General features: G+C 65.5%; 19 protein-coding genes and 4 tRNA genes. 11 read left to right on the top strand and 12 right to left on the bottom strand.

The genetic code is table 11. The annotated features are described in order from the left end of the window. Positions 1-3: 3 nt before the first annotated feature. Together EV580_RS11440 and EV580_RS11445 are read right to left on the bottom strand one after the other, a co-directional pair. Entirely contained in the window at positions 4-309 is a 306-nt protein-coding gene (locus EV580_RS11440; protein ID WP_133691305.1) for a hypothetical protein, read from the bottom strand. A gap of 71 nt (positions 310-380) precedes the next feature. Next, on the bottom strand, positions 381-2,588 hold the full coding sequence (locus tag EV580_RS11445) for a SulP family inorganic anion transporter (RefSeq protein WP_133691306.1): 2,208 nt from the start codon (positions 2,586-2,588) through the stop codon (positions 381-383). 308 nt (positions 2,589-2,896) lie between these two features. Between EV580_RS11445 and EV580_RS11450 the strand changes: the two genes are divergently transcribed. Continuing rightward, complete coding sequence (locus EV580_RS11450; RefSeq protein WP_133691307.1) at positions 2,897-3,670, top strand: response regulator transcription factor; 774 nt, start codon at positions 2,897-2,899, stop codon at positions 3,668-3,670. Further along, positions 3,670-5,154, top strand: coding sequence for a sensor histidine kinase (locus EV580_RS11455; RefSeq protein WP_286171543.1), 1,485 nt, complete (start codon positions 3,670-3,672; stop codon positions 5,152-5,154). The genes EV580_RS11450 and EV580_RS11455 overlap by 1 nt, the downstream gene beginning before the upstream one ends. Positions 5,155-5,158: 4 nt before the next feature. Here the strand turns inward: EV580_RS11455 and EV580_RS11460 are convergent. The 3 genes from EV580_RS11460 to EV580_RS11470 form a co-directional block, all read right to left on the bottom strand. Then, positions 5,159-5,235: transfer RNA gene (locus tag EV580_RS11460), tRNA-Phe, on the bottom strand. Between the two features lie 40 nt (positions 5,236-5,275). Continuing rightward, positions 5,276-5,352: transfer RNA gene (locus EV580_RS11465), tRNA-Asp, on the bottom strand. Positions 5,353-5,392: 40 nt separating this feature from the next. Beyond that, positions 5,393-5,465 (bottom strand) — tRNA-Glu (locus tag EV580_RS11470). Positions 5,466-5,586: 121 nt separating this feature from the next. Between EV580_RS11470 and EV580_RS11475 the strand changes: the two genes are divergently transcribed. The 4 genes from EV580_RS11475 to EV580_RS33695 all read left to right on the top strand — a co-directional run bounded on the left by EV580_RS11475 (position 5,587) and on the right by EV580_RS33695 (position 8,256). Beyond that, positions 5,587-5,659 (top strand) — tRNA-Lys (locus EV580_RS11475). A gap of 84 nt (positions 5,660-5,743) precedes the next feature. Further along, on the top strand, positions 5,744-6,397 hold the full coding sequence (locus EV580_RS11480) for a GAF domain-containing protein (protein WP_133691308.1): 654 nt from the start codon (positions 5,744-5,746) through the stop codon (positions 6,395-6,397). Between the two features lie 101 nt (positions 6,398-6,498). Further along, a complete protein-coding gene (locus EV580_RS11485) occupies positions 6,499-7,983 on the top strand; it encodes a sugar transferase (RefSeq protein ID WP_133691309.1) in 1,485 nt (494 codons plus the stop codon). 114 nt (positions 7,984-8,097) lie between these two features. Next, complete coding sequence (locus EV580_RS33695) at positions 8,098-8,256, top strand: hypothetical protein (protein ID WP_166654671.1); 159 nt, start codon at positions 8,098-8,100, stop codon at positions 8,254-8,256. A 202-nt stretch (positions 8,257-8,458) separates the two neighbouring features. Here the strand turns inward: EV580_RS33695 and EV580_RS11490 are convergent, their stop codons facing one another. Next, complete coding sequence (locus EV580_RS11490; RefSeq protein ID WP_133691310.1) at positions 8,459-9,490, bottom strand: oxygenase MpaB family protein; 1,032 nt, start codon at positions 9,488-9,490, stop codon at positions 8,459-8,461. Positions 9,491-9,560: 70 nt separating this feature from the next. On the opposite strand from EV580_RS11490, the gene EV580_RS11495 reads away from it, so the two are divergent. Beyond that, complete coding sequence (locus EV580_RS11495) at positions 9,561-10,157, top strand: TetR/AcrR family transcriptional regulator (RefSeq protein WP_133691311.1); 597 nt, start codon at positions 9,561-9,563, stop codon at positions 10,155-10,157. Here the strand turns inward: EV580_RS11495 and EV580_RS11500 are convergent. Together EV580_RS11500 and EV580_RS11505 are read right to left on the bottom strand one after the other, a co-directional pair. Further along, positions 10,139-10,609 (bottom strand): hypothetical protein, encoded by a 471-nt coding sequence (locus tag EV580_RS11500; protein WP_133691312.1) that lies wholly within the window; start codon positions 10,607-10,609, stop codon positions 10,139-10,141. The two genes, EV580_RS11495 and EV580_RS11500, sit on opposite strands and share 19 nt — an antisense overlap. A gap of 217 nt (positions 10,610-10,826) precedes the next feature. Further along, positions 10,827-11,279, bottom strand: coding sequence for a hypothetical protein (locus tag EV580_RS11505; protein WP_133691313.1), 453 nt, complete (start codon positions 11,277-11,279; stop codon positions 10,827-10,829). A 251-nt stretch (positions 11,280-11,530) separates the two neighbouring features. Here EV580_RS11505 and EV580_RS11510 point away from each other — a divergent pair, with 251 nt between their 5' ends. The 4 genes from EV580_RS11510 to phoU all read left to right on the top strand — a co-directional run bounded on the left by EV580_RS11510 (position 11,531) and on the right by phoU (position 16,712). Beyond that, entirely contained in the window at positions 11,531-12,526 is a 996-nt protein-coding gene (locus EV580_RS11510; RefSeq protein WP_133691314.1) for an acyl-ACP desaturase, read from the top strand. Between the two features lie 26 nt (positions 12,527-12,552). Continuing rightward, positions 12,553-13,686, top strand: coding sequence for a tRNA dihydrouridine synthase DusB (gene dusB, locus EV580_RS11515; protein WP_133691315.1), 1,134 nt, complete (start codon positions 12,553-12,555; stop codon positions 13,684-13,686). A 237-nt stretch (positions 13,687-13,923) separates the two neighbouring features. After that, complete coding sequence (locus EV580_RS11520) at positions 13,924-15,951, top strand: LCP family protein (RefSeq protein ID WP_133691316.1); 2,028 nt, start codon at positions 13,924-13,926, stop codon at positions 15,949-15,951. Positions 15,952-16,046: 95 nt separating this feature from the next. Next, a complete protein-coding gene (gene phoU / locus EV580_RS11525; RefSeq protein ID WP_133691317.1) occupies positions 16,047-16,712 on the top strand; it encodes a phosphate signaling complex protein PhoU in 666 nt (221 codons plus the stop codon). Positions 16,713-16,771: 59 nt separating this feature from the next. On the opposite strand, the gene pstB is transcribed toward phoU, so the two are convergent. Genes pstB through pstS form a run of 4 tightly spaced genes read right to left on the bottom strand, consistent with a single transcriptional unit; the run spans position 16,772 to position 20,697 of the window. Continuing rightward, the gene (gene pstB, locus EV580_RS11530) at positions 16,772-17,548 is read right to left on the bottom strand and encodes a phosphate ABC transporter ATP-binding protein PstB (protein ID WP_133691318.1); all 777 of its coding nucleotides are present in this window, start codon (positions 17,546-17,548) and stop codon (positions 16,772-16,774) included. A gap of 9 nt (positions 17,549-17,557) precedes the next feature. After that, positions 17,558-18,472 carry a phosphate ABC transporter permease PstA gene (gene pstA / locus EV580_RS11535; RefSeq protein WP_133691319.1) on the bottom strand — a complete coding sequence of 305 codons (915 nt, stop codon included), beginning with the start codon at positions 18,470-18,472 and terminating at the stop codon, positions 17,558-17,560. Then, positions 18,469-19,524 (bottom strand): phosphate ABC transporter permease subunit PstC, encoded by a 1,056-nt coding sequence (gene pstC / locus EV580_RS11540; protein WP_286171545.1) that lies wholly within the window; start codon positions 19,522-19,524, stop codon positions 18,469-18,471. Before pstC ends, pstA begins: the two co-directional genes overlap by 4 nt. Before the next feature lie 45 nt (positions 19,525-19,569). Next, entirely contained in the window at positions 19,570-20,697 is a 1,128-nt protein-coding gene (gene pstS, locus EV580_RS11545; protein ID WP_133691321.1) for a phosphate ABC transporter substrate-binding protein PstS, read from the bottom strand. Positions 20,698-20,700: the final 3 nt, after the last annotated feature.

The raw sequence follows: 20,700 nt of genomic DNA on the forward strand, positions 1-20,700 counted from the left end.
CGATCAGCACTGCAGACTGACGTGGACGGTCGTCACCCGCTGCAGGTTCGGGACGCCCGTCAGGGCATTACCCGTCGGCAGCGGCGGGTTGACGACCGAGCTCACCGACTTCACCGTGCAGTTGGCCGCCGGCCCTGTCCCCACCTTGTTGACGATGACGCGATTGCCATCGGCCTGTAGCCGGGCGATCGTCTCGGTGGCCGACGGGCCGGCGGGGGCAGCTGCCGCCACGCCCGTCCCTACGGCGAGCAACGCCGCCGCTCCGACCACACCGACAGCCGCATCCTTGGCGATCTTGTTGAATCTCATGAGCTTCTCCATTTCTGTATTCGTAAGTGATACAACAAGATTAAGAAGCCTCACGATGCGGCGCAACGAATTCATATGCCGTACATACGATTTCGGTCGCCGCGATGGCCGTTCATGCTCAGCGCGACCTCGAACCCGCCGATCGACTCGGATCCGATGCGCAATGGTGCGGCACTGGAGATGTCATAGAACATCCCGATCACTTCAAGGTCACCACGACGGTGGGCATCTGCGACAAGCGGGTGCCGAGTGAGGACATCCACCTGTGTGGCGACGTTGACCATGCTGAGCTGGTCGACGGGATCGAAGCCGGCAGCCGCCGCCTCTTGAGCGACGGGGTGACGTCCGCCGTCGTAAGCGGTCAGTGTCGGCAATCCGTGCGCGAGCCATGTGTGCAGATGCCCATCCCCCGGGGTCCCTTCGGCGAGCAGAGCTTTCATCGCACCGCAGCAGGAGTGTCCGCACACCACGATCGATGTGACCCGCAACGTCTCCACGGCAAAGGCGATCGCAGCCTCCGTCGACAGATCACGTCGATCGGGCGGGACCAGGTTGCCGACATTGCGCATGGTGAACAGGTCACCGGGCCCGCTACTGGTGATCACGTTGGGCAGAATCCGGGAATCGGCGCACGTGACGAACAACGTCTCGGGCTCTTGGGTGTCGGCGAGCTTTTCCAGATGGGGTCTCAGATACGGTGCGGTTCGGCGTTGATACACCGCAAGGCCTTTCACGACCGCGGGTCCCTCCGACCCTGCCTGGCTGTCGCCGTCCGCGTTCTGCCAGGTGCTCCACGGCATCAGCCTGGGCCGCATGTCGATGCCATTGATGTCGCGGACCGGCGGGCCAGCCAGAGTCGCGTCCATCTCGACCGAACCGAGTTGCCGAATCTCGACCGCGCCACCGGAGGCACGATGCTGGTGGCACCAATCCTCGATGGCTTCCCGCGCCGCGTGATCGATGAAATCGACCGAAAGTTCCACCGTCACATCGGCCTGCGGCGGCACCGAGCCGAGAACTCCCGTCAGTCGCGGGACCGACAGGAAACTGCACGACCCCTCGATCACCACATGCCACGAATGCTCGCCATCGGGTTCGGCGTGGATGCGCACCCGCACCACCCGCCATACGGTCAGCGCGATCGACAGCGCCAGCCCGATGAGCACACCTTCGAGCAGATTGAGGAAGAGCACGCACAGGACCGTGACAACGTAGACGGCGATATCGCCTGTCTTGCTTGCCGTTTCGATGTGAACTCGATTGACCAGCCGAATGCCGATCATGACCAGAAGCCCCGCGAGCGCGGCCATCGGGATCATCTGCACCAGACCTGCGAACGGAATCGCGAACACCAGCACCCAAACCCCGTGCAGGATCGCCGATGCGCGCGTGCGCGCTCCGGAATTCACATTCGTCGAGCTGCGCACGATCACTCCGGTGACGGGCAGTCCACCGAGGGTTCCCGACGCGATGTTGGCCGCACCCTGGCCGATCAGTTCCCGGTCGAAGTTGGTGCGATGGCCCGGTCGCATCTTGTCCACCGACACCGCGGACAGCAGGCTCTCCACACTGGCAATCAGCGCGACGGTCAGCACTCCGACCGCGACGGCACCCCAGTTGCCACTGGGCAGGCTGGGCAGCGCGATCGCATCCAGCAGCGAACCGTCGAGCTGAACGCGGGCCACGTCGAGCCGCAAGACGATCGAGGCCACCGTCGCGGCGACGATGGCGACCAGCGGGCCGGGAACCTTTCCGAGAACGCCGGGCACCCAGCGCCACGCGATGAGGATCGCGATCACCAACGTGCCGATCAGCATCTCGTCGCCGTGCGCATCGACGATTTGGCCGGGCAGTTGGGTCAGGTTCTGCCATGCAGAACTGCGCGCGTCGCCGCCGAGGACGATGTGGATCTGCTGCAACGCGATGGTGAGGCCGATTCCGGCCAGCATCGCGTGCACGACCACCGGGGAGATGGCCAATGCCGCCCTGGCCACCCGGGACAGCCCGAACAGCACCTGAAGCACGCCGGCGGCGACCGTGATCGCACACGTCACCGCCCAGCCGAACTGATCGACCAGCCCGGCGACGATCACCGTCAGACCAGCGGCGGGTCCGCTGACCTGGAGTGGCGACCCGCCGAGAGCTCCGGCAACGATGCCGCCGACCACCGCGGCGATGAGACCGGCGAGCGCAGGCGCGTCGGATGCGATCGCGATGCCCAATGACAGCGGGAGCGCGACCAGGAAGACCACCAGCGATGCCGGCAGGTCATAACGCATGAGTGGACCCAGCCGTTGGGTCAGTCTTGTCGGTAGCAAAGTCAACTCCTGATACTGGCGACGCCATGAAAAGCATTGAATAGCAATGGAATACGTCGTTGTATCGGCCAATTGCCAAGTACCAGAGTATTTATCGCGAAACTTCGCCTTCAAGGACAGCGAGCCGATGCATAGAAGACGCAAATAAATGTTGCGAGCATCACAGTCACCTTCGGAACGAAACACGAGAAGTGATGTCCGCCATGCGCATTCTGAGAATCGGGTATGAATCCCGTGACAACACGGTATGAGATTCGGAGAATCGAGTCATGACGACGATGTCAGTGCCCCCTCGATCCCACCAGCCACGACGCGCGATGCTCGGACAGTTGCCACCCATCCGGCGCACCGACGGCACACCGATTCGAGTCCTTCTGGTGGACGACGAACGCGCACTGACCAACCTGGTGACGATGGCTCTGCGCTACGAAGGCTGGACCGTCGAAGTGGCGCACGACGGCCGGGACGCGATCGCGAAACTCGACTCGGTCAAGCCCGACGTCATCGTCCTCGACATCATGCTGCCCGACCTCGACGGCCTACGAATCCTGGAACGCATCCGTGCCGCGGCGTCCTATACCCCGGTGCTGTTCCTCACCGCACGCGACTCGGTCAGCGACCGCGTCACCGGGCTCACGGCCGGCGCCGACGACTACATGACCAAGCCGTTCAGCCTGGAGGAGCTGGTCGCCCGCATGCGCGGCCTGTTGCGCCGGGTCGGCGAGACGACGCCGGCCGACGACGAGTCACTGCGGGTTGGCGATCTCGAATTGGATGGCGCCAGTCGTGAGGTCACCCGCGGCGGTGAGCGCATCGAGCTGACGGCCACGGAGTTCGAACTCCTGCGCTTTCTGATGCGCAACCCACGCCGGGCGCTGAGCCGCGAGGAGATCCTGCAGCGGGTCTGGAATTACACGTTCGGCGGCAAGACCAGCATCGTCGACCTCTACATCTCCTATTTGCGCAAGAAGATCGACGCCGGCCGAGAGCCGATGATCAACACCATTCGCGGAGTGGGCTACCAACTCCGGCCGTCACCTTGATGGCGCCGCGGGCCACCCAGTGGTGGCGGCCGCGCACCGTGAGCAGACAACTGATGATCGGCGTCTCCAGCCTGGTCTCAGTCGTGGTGCTCCTGGTCGGTGCGCTGTCGATCTACACGCTGCGTGAGTACGTCGCGGCGGCAAGCAACTCCGAGGTCATGCACTCACTCGCCGCGCTCAAGCACTCGTTCGCCGAGGCGCCCGCCGGTGACCCGGCAGGCAGGCAGCTCATCAAATTCACCGGCCAATCGGCAGGCACCGTCATCGCGGTGATGAACGGTGGTCGGGTTGTGCAGGCCGCGACCTTCGACGACGCGGGCGCTCGGCCGGCGCCTGCCGAGGCGGTGACGGCCCTCGAAACGATCCGGTGGACCGGCGACGCTCCGCAGAGCGTCGACTTCGGCGACCTGGGCCGCTACCGGGTCGCAGCGACCGAGAGCGGCGACGGCCAGCGACTGGTCTCGGCCATCTCGTTGCGCAGCGCCAGCGACGCGATCGCCAAGAAAACCGCCGCGGTCGCCGCGATAACCCTGCTGGCCGCCATCGCGGCGGCCGTCGGAACCGTGACACTGGTGCGCCGGGCCCTGCATCCGTTGCGCCGAGTCGCCGCCACCGCTGCGAAAGCCGCACGAATCCCGCTGGCCGACGACGAGCACCGGATCACCGCACGTGTCCGGCACGCCGACACCGACCCCGACAACGAGGTGGGCATCGTCGGCGAGACGTTGAATCGCCTACTGGCCAACGTGGACTCCGTCCTGGCCGCGCGGGCCGAGGCCGACCGACGGATGCGCCGTTTCCTCACCGACGTGAGTCATGAACTGCGCACACCGTTGGCCACGATCCAGGGGTATGCCGAACTCACCCGGCAGGACTCCGCATCGCTGCCGGAAACCAGCGAATACGCGCTGGCACGGATCGAGTCCGAAGCACGCCGGATGAGTGCGCTCGTCGACGACATGCTGCTGCTGTCCAGGCTCGACGAGGGACAGGGGCTCGAACTCGAACGCCTGGATCTGTGCGCGCTCGTCGCCGACGCGGTCAACGACATCGCGGTGACGGCCCCCGATCACCGATTTCTAGCCGAACTACCCGCCGATCCGGTGTGGATCCAAGGGGATAGAGCCCGCCTGCATCAGGCTGTCGGCAACCTGCTGACCAACGCCCGCATCCATACCCCCGACGGCGTCACGGTCACGACGTCGATCAGGCAGGCAGCCGACGCAGTCGAGCTCACAGTCCTCGATGACGGACCGGGTATCGACCCCGAACTCCTTCCGGACCTGTTCGGCAGGTTCGTGCGCGCCGACCGGGCGCGCTCCCGCGAATTGAACAGCTCGGGACTGGGCCTGGCGATCGTGGCCTCGATCGTCAGGGCTCATGGCGGAACGGTCGAGGTCGAATCCCGCCCGGCGCACACCGAGTTTCGCGTGCGACTGCCGTCGGGATTCGTGAAAGACATTGACCGCGTAGGTCATCGGTGACGCTTGGTGGCCAGGGCCGGGATCGAACCGGCGACCTTCCGCTTTTCAGGCGGACGCTCGTACCAACTGAGCTACCTGGCCGGAAGGCACTGTCTCCAACCCATGTGCCTCACCACATACATGGCGACCCTGACGGGACTCGAACCCGCGACCTCCGCCGTGACAGGGCGGCGCGCTAACCAACTGCGCCACAGGGCCTTGCTTGTACTGCTCGCTCCGACGATACCGCCGTCACGCGTACCCCCAACGGGATTCGAACCCGTGCTACCGCCGTGAAAGGGCGGCGTCCTAGGCCACTAGACGATGGGGGCCTGAACCGAATCACTCCGGGGTACTCACAACGAGTGCACGTTAGAGCGTCGTTAGCTTAGGGCACAGCGGGCACAATCCCAAAACGAGCAACCGCCGCGTAGGCAGTATTGTGTGCGACGCGCCCCTATAGCTCAGTCGGTAGAGCTACGGACTTTTAATCCGCAGGTCCCAGGTTCGAGCCCTGGTGGGGGCACAACGTTGGGCCGATAGAGCTTTCGGCGGAGCAGTCCGCCGCGAGATGGCCCGTCGCCGTCGGGGGTGACCTATCGTGAACGACATGAATGACACGGCGCCGCAGCCTGCGGACGGTCCGCGCCGCGGCGTCGACCGGGTCACCGGCCGGCACGTGATCGCGCGACTGGCCGGGCCCGAACACGACCAGACCGTGCGCGCGGTCGTGGACCTGCTCTCCGGCGAGCAGAGCGCTGTCGACGAGATCATCAACGACGCGGTATCCGACCCCGAGCGGCTGGAATCACTGGAGCGCCTCGGCACCTACGACGAGGTCCGAAACCCGACCCTCGATCGTGTCGCGGTATTGGTCGCCGAAGCCCTTGGCACCCAGATGGCGGCGGTTTCCATCGTCTATCCCGACCGGCAGGTGCTCGCGGGAACTAATGCCAGCGATGAGGTGATGCCCCGCGTCGCGCCGCTGGAGATGTCGATCTGCAAGTTCACGGTCGCCAGCCGGGAACCGTTGGTCGTCGACGACACCAGGGCCCATCCCCTGCTGGCGGATCATCCGGCTGTTCGCGACGGGATCTTGGCCTACGCCGGGATTCCCTTGATCGACAGCAACGGTCATGTGGCGGGAACGTTGTGCACCTGGGACACTCGTCCGCGCCACTGGTCGAGCGGACAGGTTCAGATCCTCAACGATCTCGCCGATGTTGCGCGACAGAGGCTCCTCGCCGATCCACGCGGTAAATGATCTTTGCCAATCTTTCGCCACACGGGGGGACTACATGGCTCGGCGGGTAGCAAAATCGGGTAGCGTCCGCCCTGTGGTTCAGCAGGTGATGTGAGCGGATCATGGCAATACGGACGCTTCACGTTGAAAATGAGCCGGCGACGCCGGTAACTAGCGGCAAGCTGCCCGCACGACGCAAGACGTTTGCCGAGCGGGTGCGCTCCGACCCATTGAGCACGATCATCACCGTCTCGATCGACGTTCTCACCGCGACGGTGGCGACGATCATCGGCGTGCGGTGGGCGATGGCGACCCACGACTATCCACCCAACCTCTGGCTGGCCTATCTGTACGTGCCCGTCGTGATCCTCGTGCTCGCCGCACGAGGTGTCTACCGGCGCCGCCTCAATCGGGAATTCCTCGACGAGATCGGGCCCATCGAGGCGACGGTGGCCATCGCGACCATGTTCCTGCTCGGTGGCTTGGTGCTGACGAACGAAACCGGCCGTCCCGGCGCCGCGGTGCTGAAGATATGGATCTGTGCCGCGATACTCATGCCGTTCGGGCGGCTGGTGCGGGTGATCATCCAGCGGAGCCTGCGCCGACACGACCATCTGCAGGCGCCAACTCTCATCGTGGGGAACGGACGCGTCGCCGGGCACATCATCAGCCGCTTGGAAGAGTTTCCGCAGTACGGCCTGGCGCCGGTCGGCATCGTCGACGCCGAACCCTGGTTCGGTCAGCCCGGTGACCCGCGCCCCGACCTGCCCTGGCTGGGATCGCCGGAGAACATCGACGAAGCGATCCGGCAGACCGGTGCGCAGAACGTCGTCATCGCCTTCTCCCGAACTCAGGACCAGGTGCTCACCCACGTGGTGCGAACGGCACATCAGAACGGACTGCGAGTCTGGGTCGTGCCCCGCATGTTCGACACGATCGGTGAGCGGGCGCGGATCGAGCACGTGGGCGGCACGCCGCTGCTCGCGCTGCCCCACACCGACCCCCGGGGCTGGCAGTTCGCGGTCAAGCACATCTTCGACCGGGTGATGGCCGCTTTCCTCCTGCTGCTGATCTCGCCGGTGTTCCTGACGCTGGTCCTGCTCGTGAAATTGAGCTCGCCGGGGCCGGTCTTCTTCAGCCAGCCACGGGTGGGCCGCGACGGCCGCGCGTTCGGCTGCCTCAAGTTCCGCTCGATGCGCGCGGCCGAGGACACCGATGCCGCATTCCAGCTCAAGACCGGTGCCGCGCCGGGCGGTGTCGAGGGCGTCGACCGGCGCACCAAGATCGGCAAGATCCTGCGCGCCACCTCACTGGACGAGCTGCCCCAGTTCATCAATGTGTTGAAGGGCGAGATGAGCCTCGTGGGCCCGCGGCCGGAGCGCCCGGAATTCGTGGAGCTCTTCGAAGCCCAGATCCAGCGGTACGGCGAGCGGCACCGGGTCCGAGCCGGTGTCACCGGCTGGGCTCAGGTGCACGGGCTGCGCGGGCAGACGTCGATCGCCGATCGCGCCGAGTGGGACAACTACTACATCGAGAACTGGTCTCTTGCTCTCGACCTGAAGATCCTGGCGCTGACCGTCCCGGCTGTCCTGCGACGGGCCGAATAAAACTTCGATAACAACGCGGTTAGCTGGCGTGTGAGAAATACCCGGAGTGGGTAAAGGACAGTTAACGCAACGGGGTGCGAGAAGTCCCCTTTCACGCGCGCCACAGGAGTAGACATGAGTCACCCCTTAACCACATCGACAGACGTCATTCGTCATGCGATCGCCGAGCAGGTTCGGCGGATCGGCGGCAATGAGGCGGACATCGACGACATCGCTTTTGCCGCGTCGTATGCGGTGATGTGCTTCGGTTTCGCTGCCACAGAAAGCATTTGACGGCTACGTCAGTTCCGAAGGCTGGGCGGCGGCGACCCCCGCCCACTGTCGAAAGCTCGCGCGCCCCGGACTTCCACGCTTAGTGCGATAGCCACGGCCCCGGCCTCAAAAATTTGCGCTGGCAAGGATCGCTTGGTCAGGCCCCGAGGTTGCTGAGCCCGCCGACTCGGTAGCCGGCAAACAGAGTGTGTGCGTTTTTCGGCTACGCCGATTGCGTTTTCTGGACTGGGCAGGCACCCAGGTAATGAATTCCGTTGTCGCGCTCCCCCACTGGCGGCAGGTTGCGCGCCGGGGTGTGGACCAGCGGGGCGTCGACCGGAATCCTGCCATTGGCGCGGTCCCATCCGGACCGGGCACGTGGGTGCATCCGGCGCCGCTTGGGCAACAGCTTGAACGCGAGGTTGACCGACCGGCCGAACAGCCGGTGCAGGCGCTCGTCACGTTTGGACCACGTGTAGCCCATCAGGTCCCGGACCGGCTGGTCGTAGAGGCCGACGGTCACCCACACCGCGAACGGTCCGAGAACCTTGAGATACGCCGACCACAGGAAGTCCGGAATCCATTGCAGCGAAGGATGTTTCGGCATCGTGGAGAGGTCGAGAACTTCACGGGTGGCGTAATTGTTCTCCAGCACGTTGCGACACATGTGGTCCCAGTAGACCTGGAACTCTTCCCAGCTGGCCGGCACCGGGCGCATGCTCATGCCGTACATCCGGTACCAGGTGACGTGCTCGTCGAACAGTTGGCGCTTCTGATCCTCGGTGAGGCCGTCGCCGAAATGCTCGGCGGTCAGCACGGTGCCCATGAAAAACGTTGAGTGCGCCCAATAAAACACGTCGGGGTTCAGCGCGCTGTACCGACGCCCTTGGGCGTCAACACCTTTGATCGGGATGTGGTAGTCGCGAACCTCGGCACCGGTCATCGGCGCCCGGTCGCCGTCGAAAACCACCCCGCCGATCGGGTACAGCGAGCGCAGCAGACGCGGCAGGCGCTCCATGAAGAAGATCGAGTGCTCTTCGACCGCGGCACCGAGCTGAGGGTGCATGTTCTGCATCGAGCCGGCCCACGGCCCTTGCAGCAGCCCACGCCAATCACCGAAGTATTTCCACGTCAGCGAGTCGGGTCCGAGGACGGCGGGTGGGGCGTCGTAGGCCCCACCGGTCACCGGGCAACCAGACGCCCCCGGCGCGCCGTCGCTGGTGGCCGGGCACACGTCGGACGTATCTTGACTCAACTGATGACCTTCCCAATGGCGTGCGGGGCATTTTGACTACACGCGTTGTCACCATGAGCTTAGGAGCGATGTGACGTCGGGTCAACGACGGGGCCGCTGGTCGGGCGTCCCGCTGCCGGACCGGCAGGCGCTACGCCGCGACGAGTTGATCGCGGCGGGAGTGACCCTGCTCGGCAGCGCGGACGGCCCTGCGCTGACGGTGCGGGCGGTGTGCCGGCACGCCGGTCTGACCGAGCGGTACTTCTACGAGAGCTTCTCCGACCGGGACGAGTTCGTCCGCGCGGTCTACGACGATGTGTGCAATCGCGCCATGGCCACGCTGAGGTCGGCGGGTACCCCCCGGGCTGCCGTCGAGAGATTCGTGGCCCTCATGGTCGACGATCCGGTGCGGGGCCGCGTGCTGTTGTTGGCGCCGCAGGTGGAGGCCGTGCTGATCCACTCCGGCGCGGAGTGGATGCCGAGCTTCATCGAGCTGCTGCAGAGCAAGCTGACCGCGATCAGCGATCCGGTGCTGCAGAAAATGATGGCAACCGGCCTGATCGGGGCGTTGACGGCGCTGTTCACCGCCTATTTGGACGGCCGATTGGCGGCGTCTCGTGAGCAGTTCATCGACTACTGCGTCGACCTGCTGCTCACCCGCGCGGCGAGTTACCCGCCGGCGACCTGACCGGCTTCACCCGGCACGTTGCCGGTCTGCTCGAGTTCAGAGGACTCGCTCTGCTCGGCTTCGGCCTGCGCCTCGGCGAGCTTCTCTTCGTAGTCGGAGCGGGCCGCGCGGCCTTCCGGGCTGCCGATCGAGTTGCCGGGGACGCCGGCGGTGGCGAACGTGTTGTTGCAGTTCAGGTACAGCAGCACTCGGCCGCCCGGGTTCGTGCCGCTGGAGTCGAGGAAGTTGGCGCTCCGCGACCCGGTGACCATGCACTGGTCGGTCGGCAGGAAGCTGCCGACGCGGGTGGCAATCGTCGCGGACTGACCGGAGTCGCTGATCGCTTGCGCGGCATCCGCATAGGTCTGACCCGCGTACTCGTTGGTCGCCGAGGCAACGCCAGTGCCGAACATCGCGAACGACGCCGCGGCGGCACCGACAGCGCCGATTCCAACGGCCAATTGCTTCTTCACGTCTCACGACCTCCGGACATGTGCGTTGCCTGTGCATTTGCGTACGAAATGCTGGTGTCACCAGTGCGCAAATGGTACTCCAGTAATTCGGAGCATGCAGGGTCAGCGTTACGCGCGAAAACCCGCGGTCACGGTCGGCTCGTCACAACGACGATCAGGACCGGACAAGTCATAGGCGATCAGCCAGTCGGCGTCAGATCACGCGACCGTTCACGACTCAGCCGAGCACCTGCAGAAGCTCGGCGGAGCACTTGTCGGCGTACTTCTGGCACAACTGCTTGCAGTACTCGAGACTCTCCCCGTCACATCGGGTCGGATCCTTGTCGTACCACGCCAGGGACTTGAGTTCTTTTGCTTGCTTGCGTCCCTGCGGGCTGGCAGCCGAGACGCCCGGCTTACCCGCCGCAGCGAGCGAACCGTCACAATTCAAATTCAGGAGGAATGCCGAATCTTGTTTTCTGCCACTGGAATCCAAGAAGCCCGCGCGACTGGAACCGGTCACGATGCAATCGTCCATCGCAAGCTGGTCACCCACGACCGAAGAGATCACCGCCTTGGATCCCCAACTCGCGATTTTCTCCGATGCCTGCGAATACGTCTGGCCGGTCAGATTCGGGCCACTCGCACCGGCGATCCCGGTACCAACTCCAACGGCCACAACCGCGCTCACGATGGCGCCCGCGCCTAGAAGAGTCCTCTTGTTCATTGATCCCCCGAACCCACATGGGCGCACAGCCGCCCCCCAACCGACTCGGGGTAGACCATACCTGTGCGCGCCCTGATGCAAGTGGCCGATGGCTGAACACACAGCGACCCTCAGCGAACTGCCAGCGCCGACATGCCGGGATGGGGAACTTGAATGTCACCGGGATACACAGATATATTGAGTGCAACCACAAGGAACAGATAACTGGAGGGTCCATGTCGAAAGACCTGACCGACCTCGATCTCCTGCGTGAGCTGGAACCGGTGGCGGAAAAGCTCATCAACCGCCACATGACGATGATGAAGGACTGGAATCCGCACGACTACATCCCGTGGTCGGACGGCAAGAACTACTACGCCCTGGGCGGCCAGGACTGGAGCCCCGAGCAGGCCAAGCTGTCCGAAGTCGCGCGCACCGCGTTGATCCAGAACCTCCTGACCGAAGACAATCTGCCCGCGTATCACCGCGAGATCGCGATGAACTTCTCCATGGACGGGCCCTGGGGCTACTGGGTCAACCGGTGGACCGCCGAGGAGAACCGCCACGGCATCTCGATCCGCGATTATCTGGTCGTCAGCCGCAACTGCGATCCCGTCGAGCTCGAGGAGCTGCGGGTGGAGCAGATGACCCGCGGCTTCTCGCCGGGCCAGAACCAGCAGGGTGATCTGTTCGCCGAGAGCCTTTTCGACTCGGTGATGTACGTCAGCTTCCAGGAGCTGGCCACCCGGGTGTCGCACCGCAACACCGGCAAGGCCTGCGACGACCCGGTCGCCGAGCAGTTGCTGGCCAGGATCTCCAACGACGAGAACCTGCACATGATCTTCTACCGCGATGTCAGCGAGGCTGGCTTCGACGTAGCCCCCAACCAGGCAATGAAGTCGCTGCACCGGGTGCTGAAGAACTTCAAGATGCCCGGTTACACCGTGCCGGACTTCCGGCGTAAGGCCGTCGTCATCGCGATGGGCGGCGTCTACGACCCGCGCATCCACCTCGACGACGTCGTGATGCCGGTGCTGAAGAAGTGGCGCATCTTCGAACGTGACGACTTCACCGGCGAGGCCGCTGAGATGCGCGACGATCTGGCGGCGCTGATCAAGGAACTCGAAGAAACCTGCGACAAGTTCGAAGAGGCGAAGATGCGCAAGCTCGAGCGCGACGCGCGCCTCGCCGAGAAGCGCAGCGCCAAGGCGCTGGCGGGGGCAGCGACATAGTCGACACCGCCCCGGCTGCTACCGGGCTGCGGATCGGGCCCTTCGCCCTCCGCAGCCCGGTTGTCTTGGCGCCCATGGCCGGTGTCACCAACGTCGCGTTCCGCACCCTGTGCCGCGAGCTCGAAGAGGAGCGGGCCGGAACCGTCAGCGGGCTCTACGTATGCGAGATGGTCACGGCCCGCGCGCTCGTCGAGCGCCACCCCGTCACCATGCACATGACGACCTTCGCCCCGCAGGAGTCGCCGCGCTCGCTGCAGCTCTACACCGTGGACCCGGCCACCACGTACGAGGCCGCCCGGATGATCGTCACCGAAGACCTCGCCGATCACATCGACATGAACTTCGGCTGCCCGGTACCCAAGGTCACCCGTCGCGGCGGCGGGGCGGCACTGCCCTACAAGCGGCGCCTCTTCGGTCAAATCGTGGCCGCCGCCGTCCGCGCCACCGAGGGCACCTCGGTCCCGGTGACGGTCAAGTTCCGGATCGGGATCGACGACGCCCATCGCACCCACCTGGATGCCGGCCGCATCGCCGAGCAGGAAGGTGCCGCCGCGGTGGCGCTGCACGCCAGAACCGCAGCCCAGCGCTACTCGGGTACCGCCGACTGGGACCAGATCGGACGCCTCAAGGAGGCGGTGACGTCGATCCCGGTGCTCGGCAACGGCGACATCTTCGAGGCCAACGACGCCCTGGCCATGATGGCGGCGACCGGGTGTGACGGAGTCGTCATCGGCCGCGGCTGCCTGGGCCGGCCATGGCTGTTCGCCGAGCTGTCGGCCGCCTTCACCGGCGCACCGACCCCGACTCCGCCGACCCTGGGTGAGGTCACCGACATCGTCCGCCGCCACGGCAAGCTCCTCGCCGATCACTTCGGCGAGGACAAGGGCATGCGGGATATCCGCAAACACGTCGCCTGGTACCTGCACGGATTTCCGGCAGGTGCGGACATCAGACGGGCATTGGCACTGGTCAAGACGCTCGATGAGCTCGACGAGCTGCTCGGCAGGCTCGATCGCGACGTTCCGTTCCCCGATGCTGCCACCGGGCCACGCGGGCGCCAGGGCTCTGCAGCGTCGGTCACCCTCCCCGAGGGCTGGCTCGACGACCCGGATGACTGCACGGTCCCGGCGGGCGCCGACGTCATGCACTCCGGAGGCTGAACCGAGACGGTCTCGACATCCCTGCGAGCTGGCGGCGGGCGGGGTTGTCTCAGTACGATGATGATCTTGTTGAATTGGCCACTGAAGTGGCGGACCCCCACGCACTGCTGCTACAAGACATAGAACGGTTGACACGGCCGCGCATCGGCGCCCGGCCGACATGACGAGACAACCGCAACCGGGATTGCAGGCGCCTCGACGCGCCAGACCCGCACCAGAGTCGGAGGCGACTGGAACATGAGTGATGGCGGCAACGCCTCGCCCGGCCAGCACCGCGCCCTCGACGAGGGCGAGCGGGTAACCCCGGCACCCCGATCGGGCGCTGCGGCCGCGCCGTGGGAGCGCGCCAGGGCCGCTTCACATCGCGCAGCCGAGGCCGGCCCGTCCAGCGGTAGCCATACCGAGGGCGTCACGGTCGCCGACCTGATCGCGAAGCTGTCCGGCTCCACGGTCCCGGCCGAGCCCACCCGTCATCGCTCGGAAGCCCCGCCCGACGACGAACCGGCCGAGCTCGAAGAGCTGGACGAGGCCACCGATCTGACCGTGCCGATCCCGGTCGTGGTCGCCGCCTACGCCGACGAGGTGCCCGACCTCGAGGCACTCAACCGGGCCAGAGGCCCGCTCGTTGCCGACCCCGACCCGGCCACCACCGCGGCGCCGAAGGCCAGCAAGAAAAAGAAGACCAAGGCGCTGCGGCCCGTCCTGTTGGCCGGCCGGTCGGCAGCGGCTGTGTTCGCGGTGTCGGCGCTCGTGCTGACCGGCGGCGCCTGGCAGTGGCAGTCCACCAAGAACGACCTGCTGCGCAACGTCGCGGCCCTTGATCCCAACTCACGCGACATCGTCGACCCCAACGCCCAGTTCGGCGACGAGAACTTCCTGATCGTCGGTGTTGACACCCGGACCGGCGCGAACGGCGAGATCGGTGCCGGTACCACCGAGGATGCCGGCGGTGCCCGGTCGGACACCGTCATGCTGGTCAACATCCCCGCCGACCGAAAGCGCGTCGTCGTGGTGTCCTTTCCCCGCGACCTGGCGATCACCCCGGCTTACTGCCAAGCCTGGGATCCCGATACCGGCAACTACGGCCCCGTCGTCGACAAGAACACCGGTGAGAAGAGCGACGACTACCGCTACACCGAAACAAAGCTGAATTCGGCGTACTCATACGGCGGCCCCAAGTGCCTGGTCAAGGTCATCCAGAAGATGTCGGGACTGTCGATCAACCGGTTCATGGCAGTCGACTTCGCCGGCTTCTCCAAGATGGTCGACGCCCTGGGCGGCGTTGACGTCTGCAGCACCACCCCGCTGGACGACTACGAGCTGGGGACCGTGCTGGCCAGTGCCGGGCATCAGACGCTCGACGGGCACACCGCGTTGAACTACGTGCGCGCCCGGCAGGTCACCACTGAGGTCAACGGTGACTACGGGCGGATCAAGCGCCAGCAGCTGTTCCTGTCCTCACTGCTGCGCTCGATCATCTCCAAGGACACGCTGTTCAGCCTCAGCAAGCTCAACAACGTGGTCAACATGTTCATCGATGACACGTACGTGGACAACGTCCGGACCAAGGACCTCGTCGACCTCGGGCAGTCGCTGCAGGGCGTCAACGCCGGCCGGATCACCTTCGTCACCGTCCCCACCACCGGAATCACCGATGCCGACGGGAACGAGCAGCCGCGAACCCAGGACATCCGAAGCCTGTTCGACGCGATCATCAATGACGACCCGCTGCCTGGCGAGAACGACACCAACGCGACGACGAGCCCGCTGACCGCCGCGCAGAAGACACTTCAGGCCGCCAAGCCGAACCCGACCGAGGCGCAGGCCGACACCACCCAGACCGAGTTGGTCAACGCGGTGACCACCGATCCGAGTGACATCAGCGTGCAGGTCTCGAATTCCACCGGACAGGACGGGTTGGGCGCGACCGCGGCCGCAGCATTGCGCGAACACGGCTTCCGCGTGCTGGAGCCCGAGGACTACACCGGCAGCGCCGTCACCACGACGACGGTGATGTTCTCTGCCGGCAACGAGCAGGCCGCCGCCACGGTCGCCGCGGCGTTCCCCGCCGCGCAGATGGAGCGGGTCGACGGCCTGAAGAACACCGTCCAGGTGGTTCTCGGGCCTGACTTCAGCGCCGTCGGGGCGCCGCCGCCGAGCGGATCGACGGTCAGCGTTCACGTCAGCCGCAACACCAACAGCACCCCCACGCAGCTGCCCGAGGACCTCACCGTCACCAACGCCGCGGACGTCACCTGCGAGTAAGCCGGTCCGGGCACGGCGGTCGTTTGCTTTCATTCACCGTTCGTTCACCCCGCCTGGGCATACTCAGCGCTCACGCAGAAAGTAGGGTGGGTGCTATGCGGACCGCGTACCACGAGCAACTCGATGCTCTGACCAACCAGCTGGCCGACATGTGTCGGTTGGCCGGGGTCGCAATGGAACGGGCGACCCAGGCGCTGCTCCAGGCCGACCTGGTGCTCGCCGAACAGGTCATCACCGACCACGATCAGATCTCCGCGGCCAGTGCCCGCGCAGAGGAAGCGGCCTTCGTGCTGCTGGCCCTGCAGGCGCCGGTGGCCGGCGATCTTCGGGCCATCGTCAGCTCGATTCAGATCGTCGCCGACGTCGACCGGATGGGGGCACTGGCGCTGCATGTCGCCAAGATCGCCCGCCGCCGACACCCGCAGCACACGCTGCCCGAGGAAGTGAACGGCTACTTCGCCGAAATGGGCCGTGTTGCAGTCGAATTGGGCAATAGTGCCCGCGAGGTTCTGTTGTCCCGGGATCCGGAGAAGGCTCGCCGCATCCGCGAGGAAGACGACGCGATGGACGACCTGCACCGGCATCTGTTCACCGTGCTGATGGATCGCGAGTGGAAGCACGGCGTGGCCGCCGCGGTCGACGTGACGCTGCTGGGCCGGTTCTACGAGCGCTTCGCCGACCATGCCGTGGAGATCTCGCGGCGAGTGATCTTCCAGGTCACCGGCCGACTGCCCGAGGAAGAGGAAACCCCGGCTTACTGAGATTCAATGAAAAGGCCGGTATCGCTTGGCGATACCGGCCTTTTCGTATAGCGGGCGGGTTAGCCGAACCGGCCGGAGATGTAGTCCTCCGTGGCCTTCTGGCTGGGGTTGGAGAAGATCTTCTCGGTGTCGTCGATCTCGACCAGTTTGCCCGGCTTGCCGGTGGCCTCCAAGTTGAAGAACGCGGTCTGATCGCTGACCCGCGCGGCCTGCTGCATGTTGTGCGTGACGATGACGATCGTGAACTCCTGCTTGAGTTCTCCGATCAGGTCCTCGATGGCCAGCGTGGAGATCGGGTCCAGTGCCGAACACGGCTCGTCCATCAGCAGCACGTCGGGCTGCACGGCGATGGCGCGGGCGATGCACAACCGCTGCTGCTGACCGCCGGACAGACCGCCGCCGGGCTTCTCGAGGCGGTCCTTGACCTCGTTCCACAGGTTGGCACCCTTGAGTGAACGCTCGCAGGTCTCGTCGAGCACCTTGCGGTTGCGCACGCCCTGCAGCTTGAGTCCGGCCACCACGTTGTCGCGAATCGACATGGTGGGGAACGGATTCGGCCGCTGGAAGACCATACCGATGGTCTTGCGCACACCGACCGGGTCGACACCCGAGCCGTAGATGTCCTCACCGTCGAGTAAAACCGAACCCTCGACGCGCGCTCCGGGGATGACCTCGTGCATGCGGTTGAGCGTGCGCAGCACGGTGGACTTCCCGCAACCGGACGGACCGATGAACGCGGTCACGTTGCGCGGCGGCACCGCGAGCGACACATCGGCGACCGCGTGGAACGCGCCGTAGTAGATGTTGACGTCTTTGAGATCAAGCCGCTTGGCCATCGAAAGCTCCTAAACCTTCTTCGGGGCAAAGAATTTGGCGACGAAGCGCGCGCCGATGTTGAGAATCGCGATCAACACGATCAACGTCAGCGCCGCACCCCAGAGCCGGTCGGTGGGAACGGGATTGGCGCCCGCACCGGCCGATGTCTGGTCGTACATCATGCCGGGCAGCGAGCCCATGAATCCGTTGAACATGTCGAAGTTCATCGCTTGGGAGTACCCGACCAGGATCAGCAGCGGTGCCGTCTCTCCCATGACGCGGGCCAGCGCCAGCATGATGCCGGTGACGATGCCCGACAGAGCGGTCGGAATGACAATGCGGGCAATGGTTTTCCACTTCGGCACACCGAGCGCGTAGCTGGCCTCGCGCAGATCCATCGGCACGATCCGCAGCATCTCCTCGGTGGAGCGCACGATCACCGGGATCATCAGCAGGACCAGGGCCAGCGACACCGCGAAGCCGGACCGCTGGAAACCCAGGGTCGCGACCCACAGGGCGTAGATGAACAGCGCGGCGACGATCGAGGGCACACCGGTGAGGATGTCCACCATGAACGTGGTGAGCTTGCCCAGCTTGGTGCCGCCGCCGTACTCCACCAGGTAGATCCCGACGAAGACGCCGATCGGAATCGAGATGATCGCGCAGAAAAGTCCTTGCAGCACAGTGCCCACCAGGGCGTGGTAGACACCGCCGCCGGCCATGAAGGCCGTCATCCCGGCCTGCGAGTTGGTCCACCAGGTGCTGTCGAGGACGATGCCGATGCCCTTGGTGATCACCGAGTACAGCACCCAGATCAGCGGCACCACTGCGACAGCCACCGACAGCGTCACCAGGACGGTGGCGGTGTTGTTGGTGATCTTGCGCCGCAGGCTGACCGCCTGGAAAGTGGGCGCCTTGACCGGCTTGTCCAGAGTCGAGGTCATCGCGCTCCCCTCCCGGCCACGGCGGCGCGGGCCGCCGAGTTGACCACGAACGTCAGGATGAACAGCACCAGGCCCGCCGCGATATAGGCGCCTGCCTTGTACTGGTCGTTGAATTCTGAAGCGGCCGAGGCGATCTTGCTGGCGAAGGTGTAGCCGGCGTCGAACAGCGACCAGCCGAACGCCTTCTGCGTGCCGCGCAGGATGATCAGCAGCGCGATCGTCTCACCGAGGGCGCGGCCCAGGCCGAGCATCGCCCCGCTGATGTAGCCGGACAGCCCGAACGGCAGCACCGTGGTCCTGACCACTTCCCAGCGCGTCGCACCCAGCGCCAGCGCCGCCTCGATCTGACCGCGCGGCGTCTGGACGAACACCTCGCGGCTGACGGCGGTGATGATCGGCAGGATCATCACCGCCAGCACGATCCCGGCGGTGAAGATCGTTCCGCCGCCGGCCACCGAGGCATTGCCGGTGTCGAACAGGAAGATCCAGCTGAGATTGCCGTTGAGCCACATCGCGAACGGCTTGAGCACCGGCGCCAGCACGTACAGGCCCCAGACGCCGTAGATGATCGACGGCACGGCGGCCAGCAGATCCACCATGTAGCCAAGCGGCCCGGACACCCGGCGTGGGGCGTATTGCGTCAGGAAGATCGCGATACCGAGCGCGACCGGCATCGCCAGGACCAGTGCGAACAGCGAGACGAACACCGTCACCTGCAGCAGATCCAGGATGCCGAACTTCATGTGGGCGGTATCGGTGGTGAGCCAGGTACCGCCGTAGGTGAAGAAGTTGACGTCGTTACGCCCCAGCGCCGGTACCGCACGCCAGACGAGGAACAGGCCGATCGCGGCGATCAGCGCGATGACGAAAATGCCGGAGCCTTCGGACAGCCCCCGGAAGATCCGGTCACCGATCCGGACTTTCGCGTGTCCGGACGGGTTCGTCGGGATCGAAGGCTTCTCCGGGAAGGGCGCGGCCACGACCTCACCGGATCCAGCGTCCGCTGGATTAGGTCCGGGTACGTCTTGGGTCACATCCACCCCATCGCTCACTGATCTCTCCATCGTCACCGCAATCGACCTGCCTCGCCAGCGCTGTTACTGAATTGCTTTGACGGCGGTCAGCAGACGCTGCTTGAACGCGTCGGGCAGCGGCACGTAGCCGGCCGCGGCCAGACCCGCCTGGCCGTCGTTGGCCGCCACGGTCAGGAACGACTTGACCGCCGCGGAGGTGTCGGCGTCGTAGCCCTTCGAGCAGACGATCTCGTAGGTCGCCAGCATCAGCGGGTAGGCGCCGGCGGCCTTGGTGGAGTACAGCGACTTCAGATCCAGCACCAGGTCGTTGCCATCACCCGAGATCTTGGCGGAGTCGATGGCGGCCTTGGCCGAATCGTCGGTCAGCGCGACGGGGCCGCTGCCGGTGTCGATCTGGGCGACGGTCAGCTTGGCCTGGTCGGCAAAGCCCTTCTCGACGTAGCCGATCGCACCCGGGGTGGCCTGCACGGCCTGCACTACGCCTGCGGTCTTCTGCGCGCCTTCACCGGCGCCGCCCTGGAACTCCTTGCCGGCACCCTTGGTCCAGCTCTCCGGAGCGGCAGCGCCCAGGTACTTCTGGAAGTTGTCGGTGGTGCCCGAGGAATCCGAGCGGTAGATCGGGGTGATCTTCTGATCGGGCAGCGAGGCACCGCTGTTCAGTGCGGCGATCGCCGGGTCGTTCCAGTTGGTGATGCCACCGCTGAAGATCTTGGCCAGCACGTCGGCGTTGACGACGAGCTTGTCCACGCCCGGGAGGTTGTAGCCCAGCGCGACGGGCCCGAAGACCAGCGGCAGGTTCCAGGCCGGGTTGCCATTGCAGCGCTTGGCGGCGGGGTCGGTCTGATCCTTCGACAGCGCCGAGTCGGAACCTGCGAAATCGACCTGGCCCGCGATGAATTGGGTGACACCGGCACCCGAACCGGTCGGGTTGTACGAGAGGTTCTTGCCCGGGCACTTCTGGCCCCACACCTGGTTGAACACCGCGATCGCGTTCTGCTGCGCGGTCGAGCCCTCGCCGGTCAGGGCGTTCTTGCCACCACAGTCGGCCGACGCACTGGACGACCCGGACGCTGCCGTCGAGGACGACGTTCCGGCATTGTTGTCGCTTCCGCAGGCGGTGAGCGTCAGGCCGGTCACGGCCGTTGCTGACACGGTCACGAAGAACGCCTTGCCAAACCTGTTCAGATTCACCTA

Source organism: Mycobacterium sp. BK086 (assembly GCA_004362315.1).
Classification (GTDB): Bacteria; Actinomycetota; Actinomycetes; order Mycobacteriales; family Mycobacteriaceae; genus Mycobacterium.